The organism is Rhizobium sp. LjRoot254 (assembly GCF_964254105.1).
Taxonomy (GTDB): Bacteria; Pseudomonadota; Alphaproteobacteria; order Rhizobiales; family Rhizobiaceae; genus Rhizobium_E.
On sequence record NZ_CAXUSM020000001.1, the window covers coordinates 2,541,798 to 2,561,759 of the forward strand.

20 protein-coding genes are annotated in these 19,962 nt (G+C 61.8%); 13 read left to right on the plus strand and 7 right to left on the minus strand.

All coding sequences use genetic code 11. The annotated features are described in order from the left end of the window. The first annotated feature begins 44 nt into the window (after window positions 1-44). The 4 genes from ACSQ26_RS12480 (at window position 45) to ACSQ26_RS12495 (ending at window position 2,618) form a co-directional block, all read left to right on the plus strand. A complete protein-coding gene (locus ACSQ26_RS12480; protein WP_436009186.1) occupies window positions 45-326 on the plus strand; it encodes a DUF1778 domain-containing protein in 282 nt (93 codons plus the stop codon). After that, a complete protein-coding gene (locus ACSQ26_RS12485) occupies window positions 323-823 on the plus strand; it encodes a GNAT family N-acetyltransferase (protein ID WP_436009188.1) in 501 nt (166 codons plus the stop codon). Before ACSQ26_RS12480 ends, ACSQ26_RS12485 begins: the two co-directional genes overlap by 4 nt. 44 nt (window positions 824-867) lie before the next feature. Next, a complete protein-coding gene (locus ACSQ26_RS12490; protein WP_436009190.1) occupies window positions 868-1,662 on the plus strand; it encodes an AraC family transcriptional regulator in 795 nt (264 codons plus the stop codon). Between the two features lie 65 nt (window positions 1,663-1,727). Continuing rightward, on the plus strand, window positions 1,728-2,618 hold the full coding sequence (locus tag ACSQ26_RS12495) for a DMT family transporter (RefSeq protein WP_436009192.1): 891 nt from the start codon (window positions 1,728-1,730) through the stop codon (window positions 2,616-2,618). Between the two features lie 3 nt (window positions 2,619-2,621). On the opposite strand, the gene ACSQ26_RS12500 is transcribed toward ACSQ26_RS12495, so the two are convergent. The 3 genes from ACSQ26_RS12500 to recA form a co-directional block, all read right to left on the minus strand. Next, window positions 2,622-3,872 (minus strand): GGDEF domain-containing protein, encoded by a 1,251-nt coding sequence (locus ACSQ26_RS12500; protein WP_436009194.1) that lies wholly within the window; start codon window positions 3,870-3,872, stop codon window positions 2,622-2,624. A 123-nt stretch (window positions 3,873-3,995) separates the two neighbouring features. After that, complete coding sequence (gene alaS / locus ACSQ26_RS12505) at window positions 3,996-6,653, minus strand: alanine--tRNA ligase (protein WP_436009196.1); 2,658 nt, start codon at window positions 6,651-6,653, stop codon at window positions 3,996-3,998. A gap of 171 nt (window positions 6,654-6,824) precedes the next feature. Beyond that, window positions 6,825-7,910, minus strand: coding sequence for a recombinase RecA (recA, locus tag ACSQ26_RS12510; RefSeq protein WP_258161714.1), 1,086 nt, complete (start codon window positions 7,908-7,910; stop codon window positions 6,825-6,827). Between the two features lie 232 nt (window positions 7,911-8,142). Between recA and ACSQ26_RS12515 the strand changes: the two genes are divergently transcribed. Together ACSQ26_RS12515 and ACSQ26_RS12520 are read left to right on the plus strand one after the other, a co-directional pair. Continuing rightward, the gene (locus ACSQ26_RS12515; RefSeq protein ID WP_436009199.1) at window positions 8,143-9,084 is read left to right on the plus strand and encodes a carbohydrate kinase family protein; all 942 of its coding nucleotides are present in this window, start codon (window positions 8,143-8,145) and stop codon (window positions 9,082-9,084) included. A 31-nt stretch (window positions 9,085-9,115) separates the two neighbouring features. Beyond that, window positions 9,116-10,036, plus strand: coding sequence for a pseudouridine-5'-phosphate glycosidase (locus tag ACSQ26_RS12520; RefSeq protein ID WP_436009201.1), 921 nt, complete (start codon window positions 9,116-9,118; stop codon window positions 10,034-10,036). Window positions 10,037-10,043: 7 nt separating this feature from the next. On the opposite strand, the gene ACSQ26_RS12525 is transcribed toward ACSQ26_RS12520, so the two are convergent. Together ACSQ26_RS12525 and cckA are read right to left on the minus strand one after the other, a co-directional pair. Next, window positions 10,044-10,475 carry a GNAT family N-acetyltransferase gene (locus ACSQ26_RS12525; protein ID WP_436009203.1) on the minus strand — a complete coding sequence of 144 codons (432 nt, stop codon included), beginning with the start codon at window positions 10,473-10,475 and terminating at the stop codon, window positions 10,044-10,046. Between the two features lie 44 nt (window positions 10,476-10,519). Continuing rightward, window positions 10,520-13,102, minus strand: a complete 2,583-nt coding sequence (cckA, locus tag ACSQ26_RS12530) for a cell cycle histidine kinase CckA (RefSeq protein ID WP_436009205.1) — start codon at window positions 13,100-13,102, stop codon at window positions 10,520-10,522. Window positions 13,103-13,395: 293 nt separating this feature from the next. Here cckA and ACSQ26_RS12535 point away from each other — a divergent pair, with 293 nt between their 5' ends. Further along, window positions 13,396-14,835, plus strand: a complete 1,440-nt coding sequence (locus ACSQ26_RS12535; RefSeq protein ID WP_436009207.1) for a hypothetical protein — start codon at window positions 13,396-13,398, stop codon at window positions 14,833-14,835. Between the two features lie 65 nt (window positions 14,836-14,900). Continuing rightward, complete coding sequence (locus ACSQ26_RS12540; protein ID WP_436009209.1) at window positions 14,901-15,815, plus strand: PfkB family carbohydrate kinase; 915 nt, start codon at window positions 14,901-14,903, stop codon at window positions 15,813-15,815. Here ACSQ26_RS12540 and ACSQ26_RS12545 read toward each other — a convergent pair whose 3' ends face one another. Further along, the gene (locus tag ACSQ26_RS12545; RefSeq protein ID WP_436009211.1) at window positions 15,816-16,244 is read right to left on the minus strand and encodes a CoA-binding protein; all 429 of its coding nucleotides are present in this window, start codon (window positions 16,242-16,244) and stop codon (window positions 15,816-15,818) included. A 103-nt stretch (window positions 16,245-16,347) separates the two neighbouring features. Here ACSQ26_RS12545 and ACSQ26_RS12550 point away from each other — a divergent pair, with 103 nt between their 5' ends. Continuing rightward, window positions 16,348-16,635 carry a hypothetical protein gene (locus ACSQ26_RS12550; RefSeq protein ID WP_436009213.1) on the plus strand — a complete coding sequence of 96 codons (288 nt, stop codon included), beginning with the start codon at window positions 16,348-16,350 and terminating at the stop codon, window positions 16,633-16,635. A 12-nt stretch (window positions 16,636-16,647) separates the two neighbouring features. Here the strand turns inward: ACSQ26_RS12550 and ACSQ26_RS12555 are convergent, their stop codons facing one another. Then, a complete protein-coding gene (locus ACSQ26_RS12555) occupies window positions 16,648-17,079 on the minus strand; it encodes a VOC family protein (RefSeq protein WP_436009215.1) in 432 nt (143 codons plus the stop codon). 296 nt (window positions 17,080-17,375) lie between these two features. Between ACSQ26_RS12555 and ACSQ26_RS12560 the strand changes: the two genes are divergently transcribed. From ACSQ26_RS12560 to rpsI, 4 genes are all read left to right on the plus strand, one after another. Beyond that, entirely contained in the window at window positions 17,376-18,212 is an 837-nt protein-coding gene (locus tag ACSQ26_RS12560) for an EamA family transporter (protein ID WP_436009217.1), read from the plus strand. Window positions 18,213-18,239: 27 nt separating this feature from the next. Next, window positions 18,240-18,674 carry a PaaI family thioesterase gene (locus tag ACSQ26_RS12565; RefSeq protein ID WP_436015240.1) on the plus strand — a complete coding sequence of 145 codons (435 nt, stop codon included), beginning with the start codon at window positions 18,240-18,242 and terminating at the stop codon, window positions 18,672-18,674. A gap of 229 nt (window positions 18,675-18,903) precedes the next feature. Then, a complete protein-coding gene (rplM, locus tag ACSQ26_RS12570) occupies window positions 18,904-19,368 on the plus strand; it encodes a 50S ribosomal protein L13 (protein WP_258161702.1) in 465 nt (154 codons plus the stop codon). Between the two features lie 2 nt (window positions 19,369-19,370). Further along, a complete protein-coding gene (gene rpsI / locus ACSQ26_RS12575; RefSeq protein ID WP_436009219.1) occupies window positions 19,371-19,838 on the plus strand; it encodes a 30S ribosomal protein S9 in 468 nt (155 codons plus the stop codon). The last annotated feature ends 124 nt before the right edge of the window (window positions 19,839-19,962 follow it).

A 19,962-nucleotide genomic window follows, 5' to 3' on the forward strand; every position in this document is an offset into this window, starting at 1 on the left:
GCGTACGGCAATATGCCGTATACCTTGGGTGAAGGAGCTTCACCATGACCGCATCAAAATCCTCTGCCCGCCTGGAAGCGCGCATTCCGCAGGACGTTCACGCATTGTTGAAGCGCGCAGCCGAGATCGAAGGCCGCACGCTCACCGATTTCGTCGTATCGGCAGCTAGGACCGCCGCCTTCGAGACCGTGGAAAGAAGCGAAGTCATCCGATTGTCGAGCGAAGCATCCGCAATGATCGCCGGATTGCTGGTCAATCCTCCGCCGGCGAACGATGCGATGAAACGCGCGCTGGAACAACATAAAAAGCTCTTCGGCGATCTATGAAAGACGTCGCGTTCGAGATTGAGATGCTTTCTGGCCATGATCGAACCAGGTTTGATTGTGGTGTCCCCGAACTCAATAACTATCTGAAAATGCGCGCGACGCAGGATATGAAGCGGCGCGTTGCAAGCTGCTTCGTCGCCATCGAGAAACCAAAACACACGATCAGCGGCTTTTACACACTCTCAGCCTGTCACTTGCTGTTGACGGATATAAGTGAGCTGATGAAGAAGGCCTTGCCGCTCTATCCTGAAGTGCCTGCCATTCGCCTTGGCAGGCTCGCTGTCGATCAGACATTTCGTGGAAAAGGCGTCGGCTCCCTCTTGCTGGCGGACGCAATCAGGCGTTCATTGAAGCTGGAGATCGGTGCCGCACTTATATTGGTGGATGCCAAGAACCAGGATGCGGCGAACTTCTATCGGCATTTCGGCTTCGAGGCGCTGCAGGGAAAGCCATTGCAGCTTGCTGCCTCACTGAAATCCTTTGCAAGATTTGCCTGAAATCGACCTTTGGGCAAGAATGATTATCTCGGCAGGAAACGTTAGTGACCCAAGGCGAGTTCAGAATTCTCCACACATCAACACCCGGCGTCACCGCCGTGGTGGCATCGTCGCGGCATTCCTTCGCAAGGCATACACATGAAGAATTCGGCATCGGCGTGATCGAGCATGGCGCGCAGAAGTCGCTCAGCGGTCGTGGCATGGTCGAGGCGGGCGCGGGCAACCTGATCACCGTCAATCCCGGCGAGGTACATGACGGCATTCCGATCGGCGACGAAGGCCGGACATGGTCGATCCTCTATTTCCGGCCCGAACTGGTGGCGGAGGCCGCAGCGGATGTTTTCGCAGAAGACCGGCAAGCTGAGATCACGCACCCTGTTATGGCCGATCCGCTGCTCGCAAGCCGGTTTCGCGGCCTGTTCCGAATCTTGACCTCGATGCCCGATGCAGGGCTCGCGGGAGAATCCGGCCTGCTGGACATCGTCGCACGGGTCATTTGCGAACGCCGTGCCGCCGTGGTCGTCTTTCCGGATATTCGCCACGCTCGAGCGATGATCGACGACGATCCATCGGCCGGCCATACATTGGCTGGACTTGCGCGCGAAGCCGGGTTGAGCCGATTCCAACTGCTTCGCGCCTTCGAGAAAACAACCGGTCTCACCGCACATGCCTACATCGTCCAGCGACGTGTCGATCTCGCCCGCAGGCTGATCGCCGATGGCGTCTCGCTGGCCGAAGCCGCCGCATCGAGCGGCTTCTCCGACCAGAGCCACATGACCCGCGTTTTCGTCAGCAAATACGGCATTTCGCCCGGTAAGTTCGCCGGCGCCCTCAACTGATCCTGCAATTTCCTTCAAGACGCCGCTCCCCGCACCGACGTACCTCAGGCAAAACGAGGTGATCGATGTCGGAAAAAATCAAGGGCTATCTCTATCTTATCGCCGCCATGGCAACTGTGGGCAGCACGGTGATTGCGAGCAAGATCATCGCTGCGGGCATGGCGCCATTCACCGCCACGGCGCTGCGCTTTGCCATGGCACTGCCGGTCTTCATCGCGATCATGTTTCTCACCGGCAAGCGCCTGCCGCGACTGTCGTACCGGGATTGGCTGCTCGTCGTCTTGCAGGCGGTCGCGGGAAGCGTCGGCTATACGACGCTGCTGATCTCGGGGCTCAGCCTGACGTCGGCTGCCAATGCCGGCATCATCATCGGAACCTTGCCGGTGGTTTCGGCGGCGATCGCCATCCTGCTGCTTGGTGAGCGTCCCCGGCCCGGCATCTATCTCGCGATCGCGATTGCCGCCTCTGGCGTTCTAGCCATCGTCCTCCAGCCCGATGAAGGACAGTCGTCCCTGATAGGTAACATCCTGATTTTCGGCGCCGTGCTCTGTGAAGGGCTGTTCATCCTGATCAACAAGCGCCTGCACACACCGGTGGAACCGCTGGCGCTTTCGACCCTGGTGACCGCCTTCGGGCTGATCGCCTGCATCATACCGGCGGCCCTGGAACCACAGTTCAGCTCGCTTGAGGTGGAGCCTGCGCTCTGGGCTATTGCGTATTACGCACTCGTCCCGACCGTCGCGGGATTTCTCTTCTGGTACGCCGGCGCGCGGCGCGTGTCAGGCGCGGAGGCCTCGGTCTTCACGTCAGTGGCTCCGGTATCGGCCGTGCTCATGGCGGGGATCTTTCTCGGTGAGACAATCTCGCTCAACCATGTGCTAGGTACCGGCTGCGTGCTGGTGGCCGTTCTCGGTCTCGGCTTGAGCGAGATCAGGGCGCGCAAGAGGCCGGCGTGAGGCTCAGGCTCGTTTCACCTGCATTCGCACGCCTGTGCGGCTCAGCCTGGATTCCGCAAGGCCAACGCGGCTCTCCTGCCCGTCTTCGATGATCCTATGCATGCGCATGGCAAGCGAGAAGAAGCGCAGGCGGTTCCGGCCCTCATCCTTGGCGATGTATAGCGCGCTGTCGGCGGCCGCCATGAGGTGGTCAAAATCCTGGCCGGCATCGCGTATCGATGCAACGCCGACGCTGATGGTGATGCGGACCGGATTGCCCATGAAGGGAATTTCCATCGCCTCGACACCAGCCCGGATCGACTCGAAAAACTCTCCGGCCTGCCGATCGGTGACATCTGGCACGAAAATGCCGAATTCCTCGCCGCCCAGGCGGCCGAAAACCATGCCGGGTTCCAGCCGCTGCGTGACGAAGGCGCCGAAAGTCTGCAGCACACGATCGCCGCCCATATGGCCGAAGGAATCGTTGATCGACTTGAAGTGGTCGAGGTCGATCACCGCGAGCACGCCCTTTGGCTGCTTGCGCGCCATCAGATCCCGCGTCTCCGAGACGAAGAAGCGGCGCGTGGCAGCCGAAGTCAGGCCATCGATTTCAGCCGCCAGCCGATAGCGCCGTTCGGCGCGTTCCTTGATCAGCATGGTGAAGACGAAGGCGCTCAGCACGGTGAGTGCGAAACCCTCCAGCGCGAAGGCGACCAGCCACGGCGCCTGGATGTGCCCATCCGCTTCCGTCGCCGGGTAGAGCACGCCTGCCACAATCCGTGCGACATAGACGACGCCGTGTGCGCCATAGACCACGACGGTCGCCACAAACGTCGGCAGCCGTTCGGTCTGCCACCCCCGCCACGCCGTATGGACGATCGTGACGCTATAGGTCGCCATGATAGAGGTCAGCACGACGATGCGGTAGGTGATTTCCTCTCGAAAGACCTCCAGGCCCGCATAGCATCCCGTCCAGATGAGGGCGCCCGCGAAGAGCGGCAACAGCTTCGGTCGATCGCCGGAAAAGACGGCGAAGCCCGCCGAGACGAGCGACATCGTCATGATGACGAAACTATTGCCGATGCCAATGGCGAACCAGGCTGGGGCCACCGTGCGGGTGGCCGCGACGGACACCGCCAGCACCCCCATCCACATGGCGGCTGCCCACCAGCGTGTCGCTTTTTCCTTGCGGTCATGGGCCGAGAGCAGCGTAAGCGCCACGGCGACCATCAGAAAAGTGATAGCGGTGCAAATGAAGATTGTCGGGACGCTCAAGACGGCATTCAAGATTGCAACTCCCAGCTATGGGAATTGCTTACGCGAAAAAGTTTAACAAACGGCGAAACGAACCGCCATTCGTCATGTATTTCAGGCAATTGGCATGCCGGAAGGCCGTGCTCAGCCGAGCGCGGCTGCAACCGCTTCGAGTGCCTCATCGGCTTTCGCGCCATCTGGCCCGCCGGCCTGAGCCATGTCCGGCCGGCCGCCGCCGCCCTTGCCGCCAAGCGCCTGGGAGGCGACACGGACAAGATCGACAGCCGAGAAACGGCCCGTCAGGTCGTCGGTAACGGCCACGACGGCGCTTGCCTTGCCATCCTCCGACACGCCGATCAGTGTGACGATGCCGGAACCGGCAGTCTTCTTGCCTTCGTCGGCCAGGCTTTTGAGATCGCGCGGCTCGACGCCGGTGATCACGCGGCCGAGAAATTTTATACCGTTGACGTCGCGCACGCCCTGCTCCGCCGAAGAACCGCCGCCGCCCATGGCGAGCTTCTTCTTGGTCTCAGTGAGTTCGCGCTCGAGCTTGCGGCGCTCGTCCATCAGGCCCTCGACACGGGCGAGCACGTCGTCCGGCTGGACCTTGAGGATCGAAGCGAGCTGCTTGACGCGCTCGTCCTGCGTCGAGAGATATTCGCGTGCCGCCTCGCCGGTCAGCGCCTCGATGCGGCGCACGCCGGCGCCCACGGCGCTGTCGCTGAGAATACGGATCAGCCCGATATCGCCGGTCTCACGGACATGGGTTCCGCCGCAGAGTTCCACGGAGTAAGGCTTGCCGGATTTCGCGCCACGCTTGGCGGTGCCCATCGACACGACGCGCACCTCGTCGCCGTATTTCTCGCCGAACAGCGCCATCGCACCCTCGGCGATCGCGTCATCGACGCTCATCAGCCGCGTCGAAACCGAGGCGTTCTGCACCACGATATCGTTGGCGATCTCCTCGACTTCCTTCAGTTCCTCCGCCGACATCGGCTTGGGATGCGAGACGTCGAAACGTAGCCGCTCCGGTGCAACGAGCGAACCCTTCTGCGCGACATGGGTGCCCAGCACCTCGCGCAGCGCCTCATGGATGAGATGGGTGGCGGAGTGATTGGAGCGAATCCGGCTGCGGCGAGCGTGATCGACCTCGAGCGTCACCGGATCGCCGGCCTTCAGCGTGCGTTCGGTGATCTCGGCCGAATGCACAAAGAGGCCTTCGCCCTTCTTCTGGGTGTCGGTGACGATCGCGCGGCCGCCTTCGAAAACGATGACGCCGGTGTCGCCCATCTGGCCGCCGGACTCGCCGTAGAACGGCGTCTGATTGACGACGACCTGAACCTTGTCGCCGGCATTGGCTTCGGTGATCTGCTTGCCGCCAACGACCAGCGCCTGCACGACGCCTTCGGCGCGCTCCGTCTCGTAGCCGAGGAATTCGGTCGCACCGTGGACGTCCTTCAGCTCGTACCAGACGGTCTCCGTTGCGGCGTCACCGGAACCCGACCAATTGGCGCGTGCCTCGGCTTTCTGCCGCTGCATGGCCTTGGAGAAGCCCTCGGTATCGACGCCGATGCCCTTCTGGCGCAGCGCGTCCTGCGTGAGGTCGAGCGGGAAGCCATACGTGTCGTAGAGCTTGAACGCCGTATCGCCGTCAAGCTCGGCGCCTTCACCCAAGCCCCCAACGGCCTCGTTGAGCAGGCCGAGGCCGCGCTCCAGCGTTCTGCGAAAACGGGTTTCCTCGAGCTTCAAGGTCTCGGTGATCAGGGCCTCGGCGCGGATCAGCTCGGGATAGGCCGCGCCCATCTGCAACACCAGCGCCGGCACGAGCCGGTACATCAAGGGATCGCGGGCGCCGAGCAACTGGGCGTGGCGCATGGCGCGACGCATGATGCGGCGGAGCACATAGCCGCGACCTTCATTGTTCGGCAGAACGCCATCGGCGATCAGGAAGGCGGTCGAGCGGAGATGGTCGGCGATGACGCGGTGGCTCGCGCGGCGATCACCCTGGTCATCGACGCCGGTCGCTTCCATCGAGGCAGCGATCAGCGCACCGAACAGGTCGGTATCGTAATTGTCGTGCTTGCCTTGCAGCAGCGCCGAGACGCGCTCGAGGCCCATGCCGGTATCGATCGACGGACGCGGGAGGTCGATCCGCTCTTCCCTAGTCAGCTGCTCATACTGCATGAAGACGAGGTTCCAAATCTCGATGAAACGATCACCATCTTCATCGGCGGAACCCGGAGGACCGCCCCAGATATGCTCGCCGTGATCGTAGAAGATTTCCGAGCAGGGACCGCAGGGGCCGGTATCGCCCATGGCCCAGAAATTGTCCGATGTCGGGATGCGGATGATGCGACGGTCCGACAGGCCGGCGATCTTCTGCCAGAGCCCGAATGCCTCGTCATCGGTATGGTAGACGGTGACCAGCAGGCGGTTGCGGTCGATACCGTATTCCTTGGTGATCAGGTTCCAGGCGAGTTCGATCGCGCGTTCCTTGAAATAGTCACCGAAGGAGAAATTGCCGAGCATTTCGAAGAAGGTGTGGTGGCGCGCGGTGTAGCCGACATTGTCGAGGTCGTTATGCTTGCCGCCGGCGCGGACGCATTTCTGCGCGGTCGCAGCGGTCTTGTAGGGGCGCTGTTCCAGGCCGGTGAAGACGTTCTTGAACTGCACCATGCCGGCATTGGTGAACATCAGGGTCGGGTCGTTGCGCGGAACGAGCGGCGAAGAAGGAACGACCTCGTGCCCGTTCTTCTTGAAGTAATCCAGGAATGCCGACCGGATTTCGTTCACGCCACTCATAATATGCCTTTCAAACCTTCTAGACGCCGCAACCGGCGCCATTTTGGACACCGGCTTTTATCGCCCGTGCTTGACCATGTCCAGAAAAACAAAACCCGGCGCGCCGGTTTCGGCGGCGGCCGGGTTGGGTTCATTCGATGCGCTGGCACGCACCGGTTTCAACGTCGCTGATCAGGCGTCAGGCGAGTCCACATCGGCCTCTGGCGAGCCGTTCTCCAGGAAGCGGTCGGCGATCAGGCCGGCATTCTGGCGGAGCGCCAGTTCGATCTCGTTGGCGAGATCCGGATTTTCCTTGAGGAAGGTCTTGGCATTCTCACGGCCCTGACCGAGGCGCTGGCTGTTATAGGAGAACCAGGCGCCGGATTTCTCGACAATGCCGGCCTTGACGCCGAGATCGACAAGTTCGCCATTCTTGGAGACGCCCTCGCCATACATGATGTCGAATTCGACCTGCTTGAAGGGAGGTGCAAGCTTGTTCTTGACGACCTTGACGCGGGTCTGGTTGCCGATGACTTCCTCGCGCTCCTTGACCGAGCCGATGCGGCGGATGTCGAGGCGGACGGAGGCATAGAATTTCAGCGCGTTGCCGCCGGTGGTGGTTTCCGGCGAACCGTACATGACGCCGATCTTCATGCGGATCTGGTTGATGAAGATCACCATCGTGTTGGAACGCGAGATCGATGCGGTGAGCTTGCGCAGCGCCTGGCTCATGAGGCGGGCCTGCAGGCCCGGCAGGCTGTCGCCCATCTCGCCTTCGATTTCGGCGCGTGGCGTCAGTGCCGCGACCGAGTCGACGACCAGCACGTCGATCGCGCCTGATCGAACCAGCGTATCGGTGATTTCGAGTGCCTGTTCGCCGGTATCGGGCTGCGAGATCAGCAGGTTTTCGAGATCGACACCCAGCTTGCGGGCATAGACGGGATCGAGCGCATGTTCGGCATCGACGAAGGCGCAGATACCGCCCTTCTTCTGGGCCTCGGCGATGGTCTGCAGGGCAAGCGTGGTCTTGCCCGAGCTTTCAGGACCGTAGATCTCGACGATGCGGCCCTTCGGCAGGCCCCCGACGCCGAGCGCGATATCGAGGCTGAGCGAACCGGTGGAGATGGTTTCGATCTCGATGATGTTCTCGTTCGAGCCGAGGCGCATGATCGATCCCTTGCCGAACGACCGTTCGATCTGGGAGAGCGCCGCGTCCAGTGCCTTGCTTTTGTCCACCGATTTGTTGTCCTCTACCAGTCGCAGCGAATTCTGAGCCATTTGGTCCACCTTTAAGTTATCGGAGCCGACGAAGCAATGTGTCGATGAAGGTTGTGTACCCTATTTGTTCTCTTATTGCAAGTGGGTCTTAAATTATTGAACTTATGGGTCAATCCGATGCGTGTTCTATTTTTGTTTTCGCAATCCCTGCAAGGGTTTATCAACAGGCGCACTTGCTTCTTTTTGCCCCGGGGCGATATGGATGATTCGAGTGGCAGACGGAATTTTTGGCATGACTGACATCCTCGTTCTGGGCGGCGCCCATATCGACCGGCGCGGACGGATTTCCGGCGCGACCGCACCGGGCGCATCCAACCCCGGCATGTGGAAGGAAGAGGCCGGCGGCGGCGCCTTCAACTGCGCGCGCAGCCTCTCCCGCCTCGGCCACCGCGTGACGCTGATCTCGGCGCGCGGCGGCGATTCCGAGGGCGACGCGGTCGCGGCGGCGGCGGAAAGCGCCGGCATCATCGACCGGCCCTTCACCTTTCTCGATCGCCGGACGCCGACCTATACGGCGATCATGGAGCGCGACGGCAATCTGGTCATCGCGCTCGCCGACATGGATCTCTACCGGTTTTTCAGCCCCAAGCGGCTGGCCGCGCGGCAGGTCCGCGACCAGTTCGACGACGCTGCATTCATCCTCACGGATGCCAACCTCCCCGCCGAGACGCTCGCGGCGCTGACCGAGGCTGCGGACGAACGGAACCTGTCGGTCGCGGCGATCGGCATTTCGCCGGCCAAAGTCGTGCGGTTCCAGGATCTGCTCGACCGGCTCGACTATCTCTTCATGAACGAGGCCGAGGCGCGCGCGCTGACGGGAGAGACGCCCAATGACCACCGCGCATGGCCGGCGATCATGCGGGCCACAGGTCTCAAAGGCGGTGCGATCACACGCGGCGGCCGGGAAATCGTCGCCTGGGACGAGGCCTCGCAGGCGTCATTGCTACCGCCACCGCTCGAGGTGATCGGCGATGTGACCGGCGCGGGTGACGGCTTTGCCGCGGGCTTCCTGCATGCGCGGCTGGAAGGTGGTACACTCGGCGACGGCATCGTGCATGGCGCTGCCTCGGCGCGGCTTGCGCTTGCCAGCGAAATGGCCACCGCCGAGGATCTCACGCGCGATCTGCTGATGAGCACCCTTCCCCTTGTGCCATCAGCCGAAATCGTGTTGTAAGCCGCCAACAACGTTTCAGGACCTAAAACCGATGACCGACGCGCACGCCCTCCCCGTTTCCTATTCATCCGAAGTGGCCGCGGCCAAGGCCAACGGCGTGCCGGTCGTGGCGCTTGAATCGACCATCATCACCCACGGCATGCCCTATCCCGGCAATCTCGAAATGGCCCAGAGCGTCGAAGAGATCATTCGTTCGGAAGGCGCTGTCCCCGCGACCATCGCCGTCATCAACGGCAACCTGCATATCGGCCTCGAACCATCGGAACTCGAAGCGCTGGCCCGGACATCCGATGCGATGAAGCTGTCGCGCGCCGATCTCGCCTTCGCCATCTCCGAAGGCCGGACCGGCGCCACGACCGTCGCCGCAACGATGATTGCCGCCGCGCGCGCGGGCATTCATGTGTTTGCCACCGGCGGCATCGGCGGCGTCCACCGCAAGGCGGAAGAGAGTTTCGACATATCGGCCGATCTCGAGGAACTGTCGCGGACGCCGGTGATCGTCGTCTCAGCCGGCGCCAAGGCGATCCTCGACGTGCCGAAGACGCTGGAAGTGCTGGAAACCAAGGGCGTGCCCGTCGTCACCCTCGGCCAGGATGATTTTCCCGCTTTCTGGTCGCGCAGTTCAGGGTTCAAGAGCCCGCTCAGGCTCGACAGCGCCGAACGGATCGCGGCTTTCCAGCATATGCGTGAGTCCCTCGGCATCGCCGGCGGCATGCTGATCGGCAATCCGGTGCCGGAGAAGGATGAGATTCCGGCAGGCGAAATGGAAAACTACATCCGCCAGGCACTCACGAATGCCGGAGAAAAGGGTATCGCGGGCAAGGCGGTGACGCCTTTCCTGCTCTCCGACATCTATTACCTGACCGAGGGCCGGAGCCTGACGACCAACATCGCGCTGGTCGAGAACAATGCCAGGCTGGCGGCGAAGATCGCGGTGGCGCTAGCGGCGTGACGGACCTTCAATAAGTCTTCATCGCGATGTGCGGCATTCCGCCGTCGTCGAATACGTCCCCGAAGGCTATGAAGCCAAACTTCTCGTAGAGCGCGGTCTTATCGGTTTGTGCCGTGAGGTAGAAATTCGAGCCTTGCGGCTGCAGTGCCATCGCATAGGCGATCATGGCGCTCGCGACACCACGTCCGCGTGCGGATATCGCAACAACGACACGACCGATCTTGATGTGCTCTTCGTCGCGGATGATGCGCAGCGTACCGCAGATTTCGCCGTCGGCAATTGCGACGACATGGATCGCGGTGAGGTCGTCGGCGTCGAACTCCTCTTCCTCCGGCACCCTCTGCTCGACGATGAAGACAGCGCGACGCAACCTGAAAGCCTCATTGCAGAGCGTACTGAAAACCGGAACCGTCAGGACTGTCAAAGCGGATTCGGGCATGTCAGAACCTCGCAGTCAAACGGCCAGCGACAATCGCTTGGGCCTCAGCTATCCAGCATCTCCCGCACCGTCGTCGCCAGTTGCTTGAGCGAAAACGGCTTCGGCAGGAAGCCGAAATTCGAGCCCTCGGGCAGGTTGCGGGCGAAGGCGTCCTCGGCGAAGCCCGAGACGAAGATGAACTTCAGGTCCGGCCAGCGTTTGCGAATTTCGCCGAGCAGCGTCGGACCATCCATTTCCGGCATGACGACGTCGGAGACGACCACATCGACCTTGCCGTCGAGTTCTTCGAGGATGTCGAGTGCCTCGACGCCGGAGCCGGCCTCGTGGACGGTATAGCCGCGCGTTTCCAGCATGCGCTTGCCGCCGCGCCGCACCGCTTCTTCATCCTCGACGAGCAGAACGACGGCTGAATTGCCGGTGAGGTCGAGATCGGCATCCGCCGCCTTGGTGCTAACGGCCTCGGCGACCGCGACACGTTCGCTCTCCGGCAGCTCGACCGGAATGTGGCGCGGCAGGAAGATGTGGAAGACAGTGCCCTTGCCGATTTCGGATTCCGGAATCACATAGCCGCCGGATTGCTTGATGATGCCGTAGACCATTGACAGTCCGAGCCCGGTGCCCTTGCCCACTTCCTTGGTGGTGAAGAAGGGCTCGAAGATCTTGTCCATGATCTCGGGCGCGATGCCGGTGCCGGTGTCGGAGACATCGACGAGCACGAAATCCTCGGCAGCCAGCCCGCGATGGCCCATACGACCGGCTTCTTCGGCAGTGACATTGCGGGTGCTGATGGTCAGCGTGCCGCCTTCGGGCATGGCGTCGCGGGCATTGACCGAGAGGTTCACCATGACCTGCTCGAACTGCGAGAGGTCGGTTTTGACAGGCCAGAGGTCGCGGCCGTAATCGACCTCCAGCTTCACCTTGGTGCCGGACAGCATGCGCGCCACCAGCATGCGCAAGTCGCCGATCGCATCCGTGAGGTTGATGACGGCCGGACGGAGCGTCTGCTTGCGGGAGAAGGCCAGCAACTGGCGCACCAGCACGGCGGCGCGATTGGCGTTGCGCTTGATCTCCATGAGATCGGCGAAGCTCGAATCCGATTGCCGGGCCTGGAGCAGCAGGTGGTCGGATGAGAGGAGGATGGCGGTCAGCACATTGTTGAAATCGTGCGCGATGCCGCCGGCCAGCGTGCCCACGGCATTCATCTTCTGCGTCTGCGCCATCTGGTTTTCCAGCGCCTTCTGCTGCGTGGTCTCGACGGCATAGACGATCGCCGCCTCTTCGGGCGCCTCGCCCGACTGGTCGATCACGGCATTGACGTAGAAGCGGAAGGCGCGCGCCTCATCGGCGGGGTGGCGGGAATCGACGGGCTCGATATCGACCTTGCGGTCCTTGGCGGCGGCCAAAGCGTCAGCGAGACGGGCGCGGTCGGACTCGTGGACGACGACGCTGAGGTCTACGGTGCCATCGTCATGCGAAACCAGCCCCGAAAACAGTTTCATGAACTGGGTATTGGTGCGCAGGATGCGCCCTTCCCCATCGACCGAGGCAATCGCCATCGGCGTGTTGTTGAAGAAGCGGTTGAAGCGCTGGGCGGCTGAGGAATCGTCGTTCGCGGCCGTCTCGTCGCGCTGGCGCTTGAGCACGATCGTGCGGCTTTCGCCCGGCGCGCCGTCCTTCATGGCCGACACACGGTGCACGATCCGCACCGGCAGGCTCTGGCCGCCGACCTTGCGGAAATCGAGATCGAGCGTTTCGGTGCGGGTCTGGCCGGGCTCGGGTTGGATGGTCTCCATCCGGGTCAGTCCCTCGCCCGCCGCGATATCGCGGATGCCGAGCGAGCCGGGCTGGAACTGGGTGAGATCGATGCCGAGCCATTCGGCGAGCGTCGCGTTGACGTAAAAAATCTCGCCCTTGCGCCCGGCTGAGAAGAAACCGGCCGGCGCGTGGTCGAGATAATCGATCGCGTTCTGAAGCTCGCGGAAGAAACGTTCCTGGTCGTCGCGTTCGGCGGAAATATCGGAGATCTGCCAGAGGAAGATCGGGCCGCCGCCCTCGTCCTCGAGCTTCAGCGGCCGCGCCTTCAGCCGGTACCACCATGCCTGTTGCGGTCCGCCCTCGGGATGGCCGAGCGGATGAGCAAGGCGGAATTCCTCATAACCGGATTTGCCTTCCATCAGCCCGTTGGTCAGGCGGTAGACCGCCTCGGTCGTCTCGCGGTTCTTCGACAGCAGCGTTTCCAGTGTAAGGATGGCGGCAGGATTTTCCGCGCCTGTGAGCCTGGCATAGGCGGCATTCGCATAGATCAGCCGGCCTTTCCGGTCGGTGACGATGGTGCCGTCGGGATGGGTATCGAGAAAGGCGCGCGGTATGCGGTCGGTGCGGTTCTGCGGCATGATCTCGACAAAACCGATGACCGCCGAGACGACGAAGAATATGCCGGCCATCGCCAGCACGCCGAGTATGCCAAGCACGAGTTCGTTTTCCATCTGGTCGCGGAACCAGACGAAGGCGGCGGCCGTCGCCAGCAGCACCAGCGCGAGCAGAACCAGGCGCAGGACCAAACCGGGCCTGTGGGCGTTCTCGACCACAGGCATCTGATAGTCGCCCGCCGGTTTCAGATTTGTCATCGATACCTCAAATACAGCGAGACGAACGGTCCCGCGACTCAATCCTTATCAATTCGGGGGCCGGGCAAAAAGCGGCATCACCATCTATTCACCGCTTTGGCTGGCAAAAAAGGCCATGCAGCAAGCCTCGCACAACTCCGTCCCCGGTTTCGGGCGGCTGGTGGCCCAAAACCGCTTGCCAAGCCCGAAAAAAGCCGTCTATGACCAATAGGACTGGCTGATCCGATAAGGATTCAGTTATGTTGGAGGCAGCCGCTCAAGGCTCATAGAACGTTGCCGGAAAGGATATGACCATGCTCGACGGATTGACCCCCGACCTGGCGCCTCGGCTTGTTCTCGCGATCGGCGGCGTCGGTGTCGCCTTCATCGTGCTGATCTTCGTGCTCCTGTTTCTCAAGCGTCGGAACTCTCCTTTGTTCATCAAAGGCGGAAAGGCGCGCGAGCCGCGTCTGATGATCCTCGATGCCGCCGCGGTCGATCCGAAGCGCCGCCTGGTGCTGATCCGTCGCGACGATGTCGAGCACCTGATCATGATCGGCGGGCCGACCGATATCGTCATCGAGACCGGCATCGCCGACCGTCAGGCGGTCGTAGCAAACAAGGCCGAGCCCGCTGTCCAGGAATTGCCGGTCGCTGCAAAAGCGACTGCCGCAAGTAGCCCGGAATCGGTGAGCGAGCCAAGACTGACGCCAGTCGCCACGCCGGAGCGGAGGCCTGAGCCTGCACCGCAGCCGGTGATGCGCCCGGTTGAGCGTCACGTGCCGGTACAGGCCGAGGCCAGGCCGGTTGTCCCTGAGGCAACGCCTGTTTTTTCCGAGGTAAAGCCGGTTGTTCCGGAAGCCAGGCCTGTCGTCGCGGAAGCGCGGTATGCGCAGCCCGAAATCAAGCTGGCGCCGGTCCAATCCGTGGTGCCGCTTGAGGCTCTGCCCGGCCGGAACCAGCAGCAGACGGAGCGAAATGTGTCGGCCATGGGCTCGATGCTCTACGACGAGGATCGCGAGCCCATGACAGGCATCAAGCCCGGCGCGCAGACGCCGGCTTTTCAGCCGATCGAGCGGCCTGTGATGCAGAAGCAGGAGCCTACTGAGGCATCTTTCGCCAGGCCCTCGCCGATCCTGCGGCCAAGCCAGTCGTTCGGCCAACAGGTCGCCGCCCAGCCCTCGGTCGCGACACCAGTCGAGACGCGTCAGGAGCCGGCGCGCACTATAACGGCGGATGCAGCCGAGAGCGCTCTGGACCAGGCGCGAGCGCGGATGCTCGGCACGCAGCCGGCTGTTACGACTTCGGATCAATCGGCGACGGATGCCGATCAGGCAAAGGCGATCGCCGCCCGATTGGAGGCCGCAAGAAGCGACGCGATGCGCCGCGTGCAATCCGCCCAACCCGCGAGCCAGTACAATGCGCCGCCCTTCGCTCAGCCGTTTGCCCAGACCGTCACGCCTCCCGCCTCGCCGATCGTGGACGATGCTGCAACCGCGGCATCGCGCGATGCCACCCCGAGCGATTTCGAAAAGCTGCTCGAAGCCGAACTGGATGCCAGCGGCATATTCGGCAATACCAGCGCGCCGCCGCTGGTGAAGGCCGAGCCACGCGAAGCCGCAAATCTCACCGGCAATGCGACGGCGCCCGTCGTGCGGTCCACGTCTCCGATCACCGGCGCCACGCCGGATCTTTCCTCGGAGGAAGAGGTCGCGCGCCTTCTCGGCGAAATCGCGGTCAACAGGAAGTCGTAGACGCTTTCTGGCGATTTACTTTGGGCGCCAAGTGCCCTAACCCTTTACCGGGAGAGGGTAATCGCATGACAAAGCACGTATTGGTAGCCGGATCGCTGCATCACGACCTTGTCGTCAATGCCGAGAAATTCCCGATTGCCGACGAATACCTGCCCGGTCATTCGCTCCGTTACATCCCGGGCGGCAAGGGCGGCAACCAGGCTATTGCCTCGGCGCGCAACGGTGTCGTGACGTGGTTCGCGGGCCGCGTCGGCGATGACGAAGCCGGCCGCATCATGGCTGCCAATCTCGAAGCGGCGGGCGTCGATATCTCGATGCTGCAGACGGTCGCCGGCGAGACTTCAGGCGCAAGTGTCGCCATCGTCAATCCCTTTGGTGATTTTGGTGCCATCGTGGTGAGCGGCGCCAACCTGTCCTTTGACGCCAGCGCGGTGACGATCCCGCCGGAAACCGGCTATCTCGTGCTGCAAAACGAATTGCCTGCCGACGCCAATGTCGTGCTTGCGCGCAAGGCGAAGGCTGCGGGTGCGCTTGTCATGCTGAATGACTGCCCCCTGCGACCGGCGCAGGAAGAACTGCTCTATCTCTCGGATATTCTCGTTCTCGGCCAGGCCGAAGGCGAAGCCATGGCCGGCCGTTCTTTCTCCAGTCCCAAAGTGGCCCTCGAAGCCATCATACCATTCGCCGACAAGGTGCCGCGCGTCGCGATCATTCTCAGTGCGGGCGGATTGGTGCATATGGAACGCGGTGGCCGTCCGGAATATCACCCCGCGATGAAGGGAAAGCCTGAATCGATGCATGGGGCGATGGATTTCTTCGTCGGAGCATTGGCGAGCCAGATGGCCTCGGGATCGGAATTCGAGGCTGCGGTTCACTATGGCCAGGCGGCCGCGTCGATCTTCATGTCGACCCCCGTCGAACGCCGCGATCTTATCCGCGCCACGCAAGTTCGCGCGCGGCTCGGCGAAGACGATCGCTGATCATCCGACGACGCGCGGATATTCGATCGCAGGGCAACGGTCCATGATCACCGTCAGGCCCGCTTGCTCGGCCTTTGCCGCGGCCGCATCGTCGCGCACGGTCAACTGGCCCCAGATCACCTTCGGCAGCTTCTTCATCGCCAGAACCTCGTCCACGACAGCGGAAAGCTGGTCGGCGGCGCGGAAAACATCGACCATGTCAACATCCTCCTCGATGTCGGCCAGTGAGGCATAGACCTTCTGGCCCTGGATCTCCTTGCCGGCATGCCCCGGATTGATCGGGATCACACGATAGCCCTTGCCGAGCAAAAAGCGCATGACGCCGTAGCTCGGGCGCGCCGGATTCGGAGACGCACCGATCATGGCAATATTTTTAGTTGTTTTCAAAATGTCGCGGATCAGGTTACGATCATAATTGTCGTGGTCCATGCGTGCCTCTCATGATGGCTGGCGACGAAGGCCGCGGATCGCGGCGAATGACACAAGGAAGTTGGGAGGACGATGCGGGATGTCAAGGTTGCTGGCGATACTGATGACAATGATCGCATTCTCATCCGCCGGTGCCACTTCCCGCTATTCCGCGATGCAACTAACCTGCGGCGAGATCAAATCGATCATCCGAAATGAGGGTGCGGCGATCTTCCGTTATCCCTCGCCGCGCCGGAAAGGGTTCACCCTCTACGATCGCTACGTGCGCAACGAGCAATATTGCAGTTCGCATCAATCGACCGAGAAAGTTTATATTCCCTCGGCCAATGCCGATCAGTGCCTGGTACAGCGCTGCGTGACGCGGTCCTGCATGGGCGGCGCCTGTTACTAGGCGCGCGGCTTCTCACGCTTCCAGGACAATGTGACCTTCGGCGTTGAGCGGGAAGAACGGATTATAGGCCACCTCCCAGAGATGGCCGTCGGGATCGGCGAAATAGCCGGAATAGCCGCCCCAGAACACCTTTTCCGGTTTCTTGACTTCAGTGGCGCCACAGGAAAGCGCGAACTTGAAGACCGCATCGACGCCGCGCTCGCTGGTGACGTTATGGGCAAGCGTTATGCCGGAAAACCCTTTCGGCGTATTCTCGACATGGGCATCGTGGGCGAGCGCCTCGCGCGAGAATAACCCAAGTACGGTGCCTTTCAGTTGGATGAAGGTGACGGAATCCTGGCTGGCCGAGGACTTCTTCCAACCGAGCCTTTCATAGAATTCCGTCGCGCGGGCCACATCCTCGACCCCTAAAGTTACCAATGAGATTCTGGGGTCGAGTGACATATGCAGTCTCCATGTTCTATTTTTGTACGCATGATGTACACGATCCATACCCGACGCTTCAATAACATCAATCGCAAAGATCAAGCGCTTTCATCTGAGAGAACAAAATGGCAACAATGGGGCTCGCCCGTTTATTGAAGCGCGCGCTTCCCGGCGAAAACCGTCGAGGGCCGGCGTGATTGCGCAAAGAGACCGGCTTTTTACGCTTTTCGCTTTGATTTTTGATGCTGACTCAGGTGAAGGTGCGCGGTCTTCTTATGTCCGGCCCCGGCCGGCCCCTCCCGCGGCTGGTCCCGATGCCCTTCGATGTCGTCCTGCTCGTTCTTCTCGGCGCCTGCCTGCATGCCACATGGAATGCGCTGGTCAAGTCGGGGACCGACAAGCAGCTCGATTCGACCATGGTGGCACTTGGCGCGTCGGTCGCATCGATCTGCGCCCTGCCCTTCGTGCCGCTGCCGCATATCGCGGCATGGCCCTATATCCTCGCCTCGGTCTGCATACATTTCACCTATTACCAACTGGTCGGCGCCGCCTACAAGCATGGCGATATCGGGCTGGTCTATCCGCTCATGCGCGGTGCCGCCCCGCTGCTGGTGACATTCTCCACCTGGCTGCTGCTTGGCGAAACGCTGAAGCCGACGATGTATCTCGGCATCTTCACGATCTCCGCCGGCGTGCTGGCGCTCGCGTTCGAAGCGCGAGGCGGCAGCGGCAAGGCGATCGCCGTCGCCCTGATCAACGCAGTCGTCATATCGCTTTATACATTCGTGGATGGCCGCGGCGCACATATCGCCGGTGATCCGATCGCCTACACGCTGTGGATATGCATATTGCCGCCGATCCCGCTCTTCGCCTATGCCTTTGCAACGCGCGGCACGCGACCAGTTCTCGCGCATGTCGGCAAGACCTGGAAGCGCGGACTGTTCGGCGGCGCCGGCTCGGTCGCGTCCTACGGGCTCGCACTTTATGCCATGACCAAGGCACCGATCGCGGCCGTCGCGGCACTTCGCGAGACTTCGATCTTTTTCGCGCTGCTGATCTCGGTCTTCATATTGAAGGAGAAGGCAAGTCCCTGGCGCTATGTGGCGGGAGGCATCATCGCCGCCGGTGCCCTCGTGATGAAACTGGGGTAGCCGCAGGCCGATGATCTGGTTTATGAGATATCCATGACCCCCATCCTCACCGCCGAACAGATCGACCAGTTCCTCACACGCGAATTCCCGCAGATCACGGCGGCTGGACATGTCTATAAATGCGTCGATGTCGCCCCGAGTACGGCGACGCTCCGCTTCTGGCCCACCGAGGCGCATCTCAGGCCGGGCGGCACGGTGTCGGGACCTTCGATCTTCGCGTTTGCGGATGTGGCTGCCTATGTCGCCCTGCTTGCCCATATCGGGCCGGTAGCGCTGGCGCTGACCACCAATCTCAACATCAATTTCCTCAACCGGCCAGAGCCGGTGCCGCTGGATGGCGTCTGCCGCATCCTCAAGCTCGGGCGCTCGCTGGCGGTGATGGAAGTGTCGGTGGAGCGGGTCGATACGCGCCAGATTATCGCGCATGCAACGACCACCTATTCCATTCCGCCGCAGAAATAGCGTGGTAAAATAATACCACATATCCAACCAATTGAAATTGCTAAATAATTTTTCGACGCTTCGGAAATCGTGTTCTTGACGATCCCGGCCACCTGCCCTATAAGCCCCATCAGAAATGCCGCCCTTCGAGGTGGCTTTCTTTTTGGGCGCTCAGGCGACCCAAGCCAAGCAACAAGAAACGCCCCTTTGCCGGCCTGCCGGTTGCGGGGATCAGATGAGAGACAACATCATGTCCACCTTCGTACAGAAGCCGGCGGAAGTTGAGAAGAAATGGATCCTGATCGATGCCGAAGGCCTCGTTGTAGGACGCCTCGCTTCCATTATCGCCAACCGCCTTCGCGGCAAGCATAAGCCGACCTTTACCCCGCATGTCGACGACGGCGACAACGTCATCGTCATCAATGCCGACAAGGTCGTCTTCACCGGCAAGAAATTCACCGACAAGAAGTTCTATTGGCACACCGGCTATCCGGGCGGCATCAAGGAGCGCACGATGCGCCAGACGCTCGAAGGCCGCTTCCCCGAGCGCGTGCTCGAGAAGGCCGTCGAACGCATGGTTCCGCGCGGCCCGCTCGGCCGTCGCCAGATGAAGAACCTCAAGGTCTATTCCGGCGCAACCCATCCGCATGAAGCCCAGCAGCCCGTCGCCTTCGACGTTGCAACGCTCAATGCCAAGAACATCAAGCGAGGCTGATTATGGCTGATCTTTCTTCCCTCAAGGACCTCGGCACGCAGGTTGAAACCTCCGCTCCGGTTCACGTTCGCAAGGTCGACAATTTCGGCCGTTCCTATGCGACCGGCAAGCGCAAGGATGCGGTCGCCCGCGTCTGGGTCAAGGCCGGCTCCGGCAAGATCGTCGTCAACGGCAAGGACTATTCGGCTTACTTCGCCCGTCCGGTGCTGCAGATGATCCTGCGCCAGCCGATGGTTGCCGCTGCCCGTGACAGCCAGTTCGACATCATCGCCACGGTTGCCGGCGGCGGTCTGTCCGGCCAGGCCGGTGCGGTTCGCCACGGCATTTCCAAGGCCATGACCTACTTCGAGCCCGCGCTGCGCGGCGTTCTGAAGAAGGGTGGCTTCCTGACCCGCGACAGCCGCGTGGTCGAGCGCAAGAAGTACGGCCGTGCGAAGGCACGTCGTTCGTTCCAGTTCTCGAAGCGTTAATCGCTTTCCGATTTATCGGATTTGGAAAGGCCGGGGAAACCCGGCCTTTCTGCTTTTGTGGAGCAGCTGACTTTTAATAAGTGTGTCGTCCAAGCTTTGACGGATGAACTGGAAGGCTCTAGCC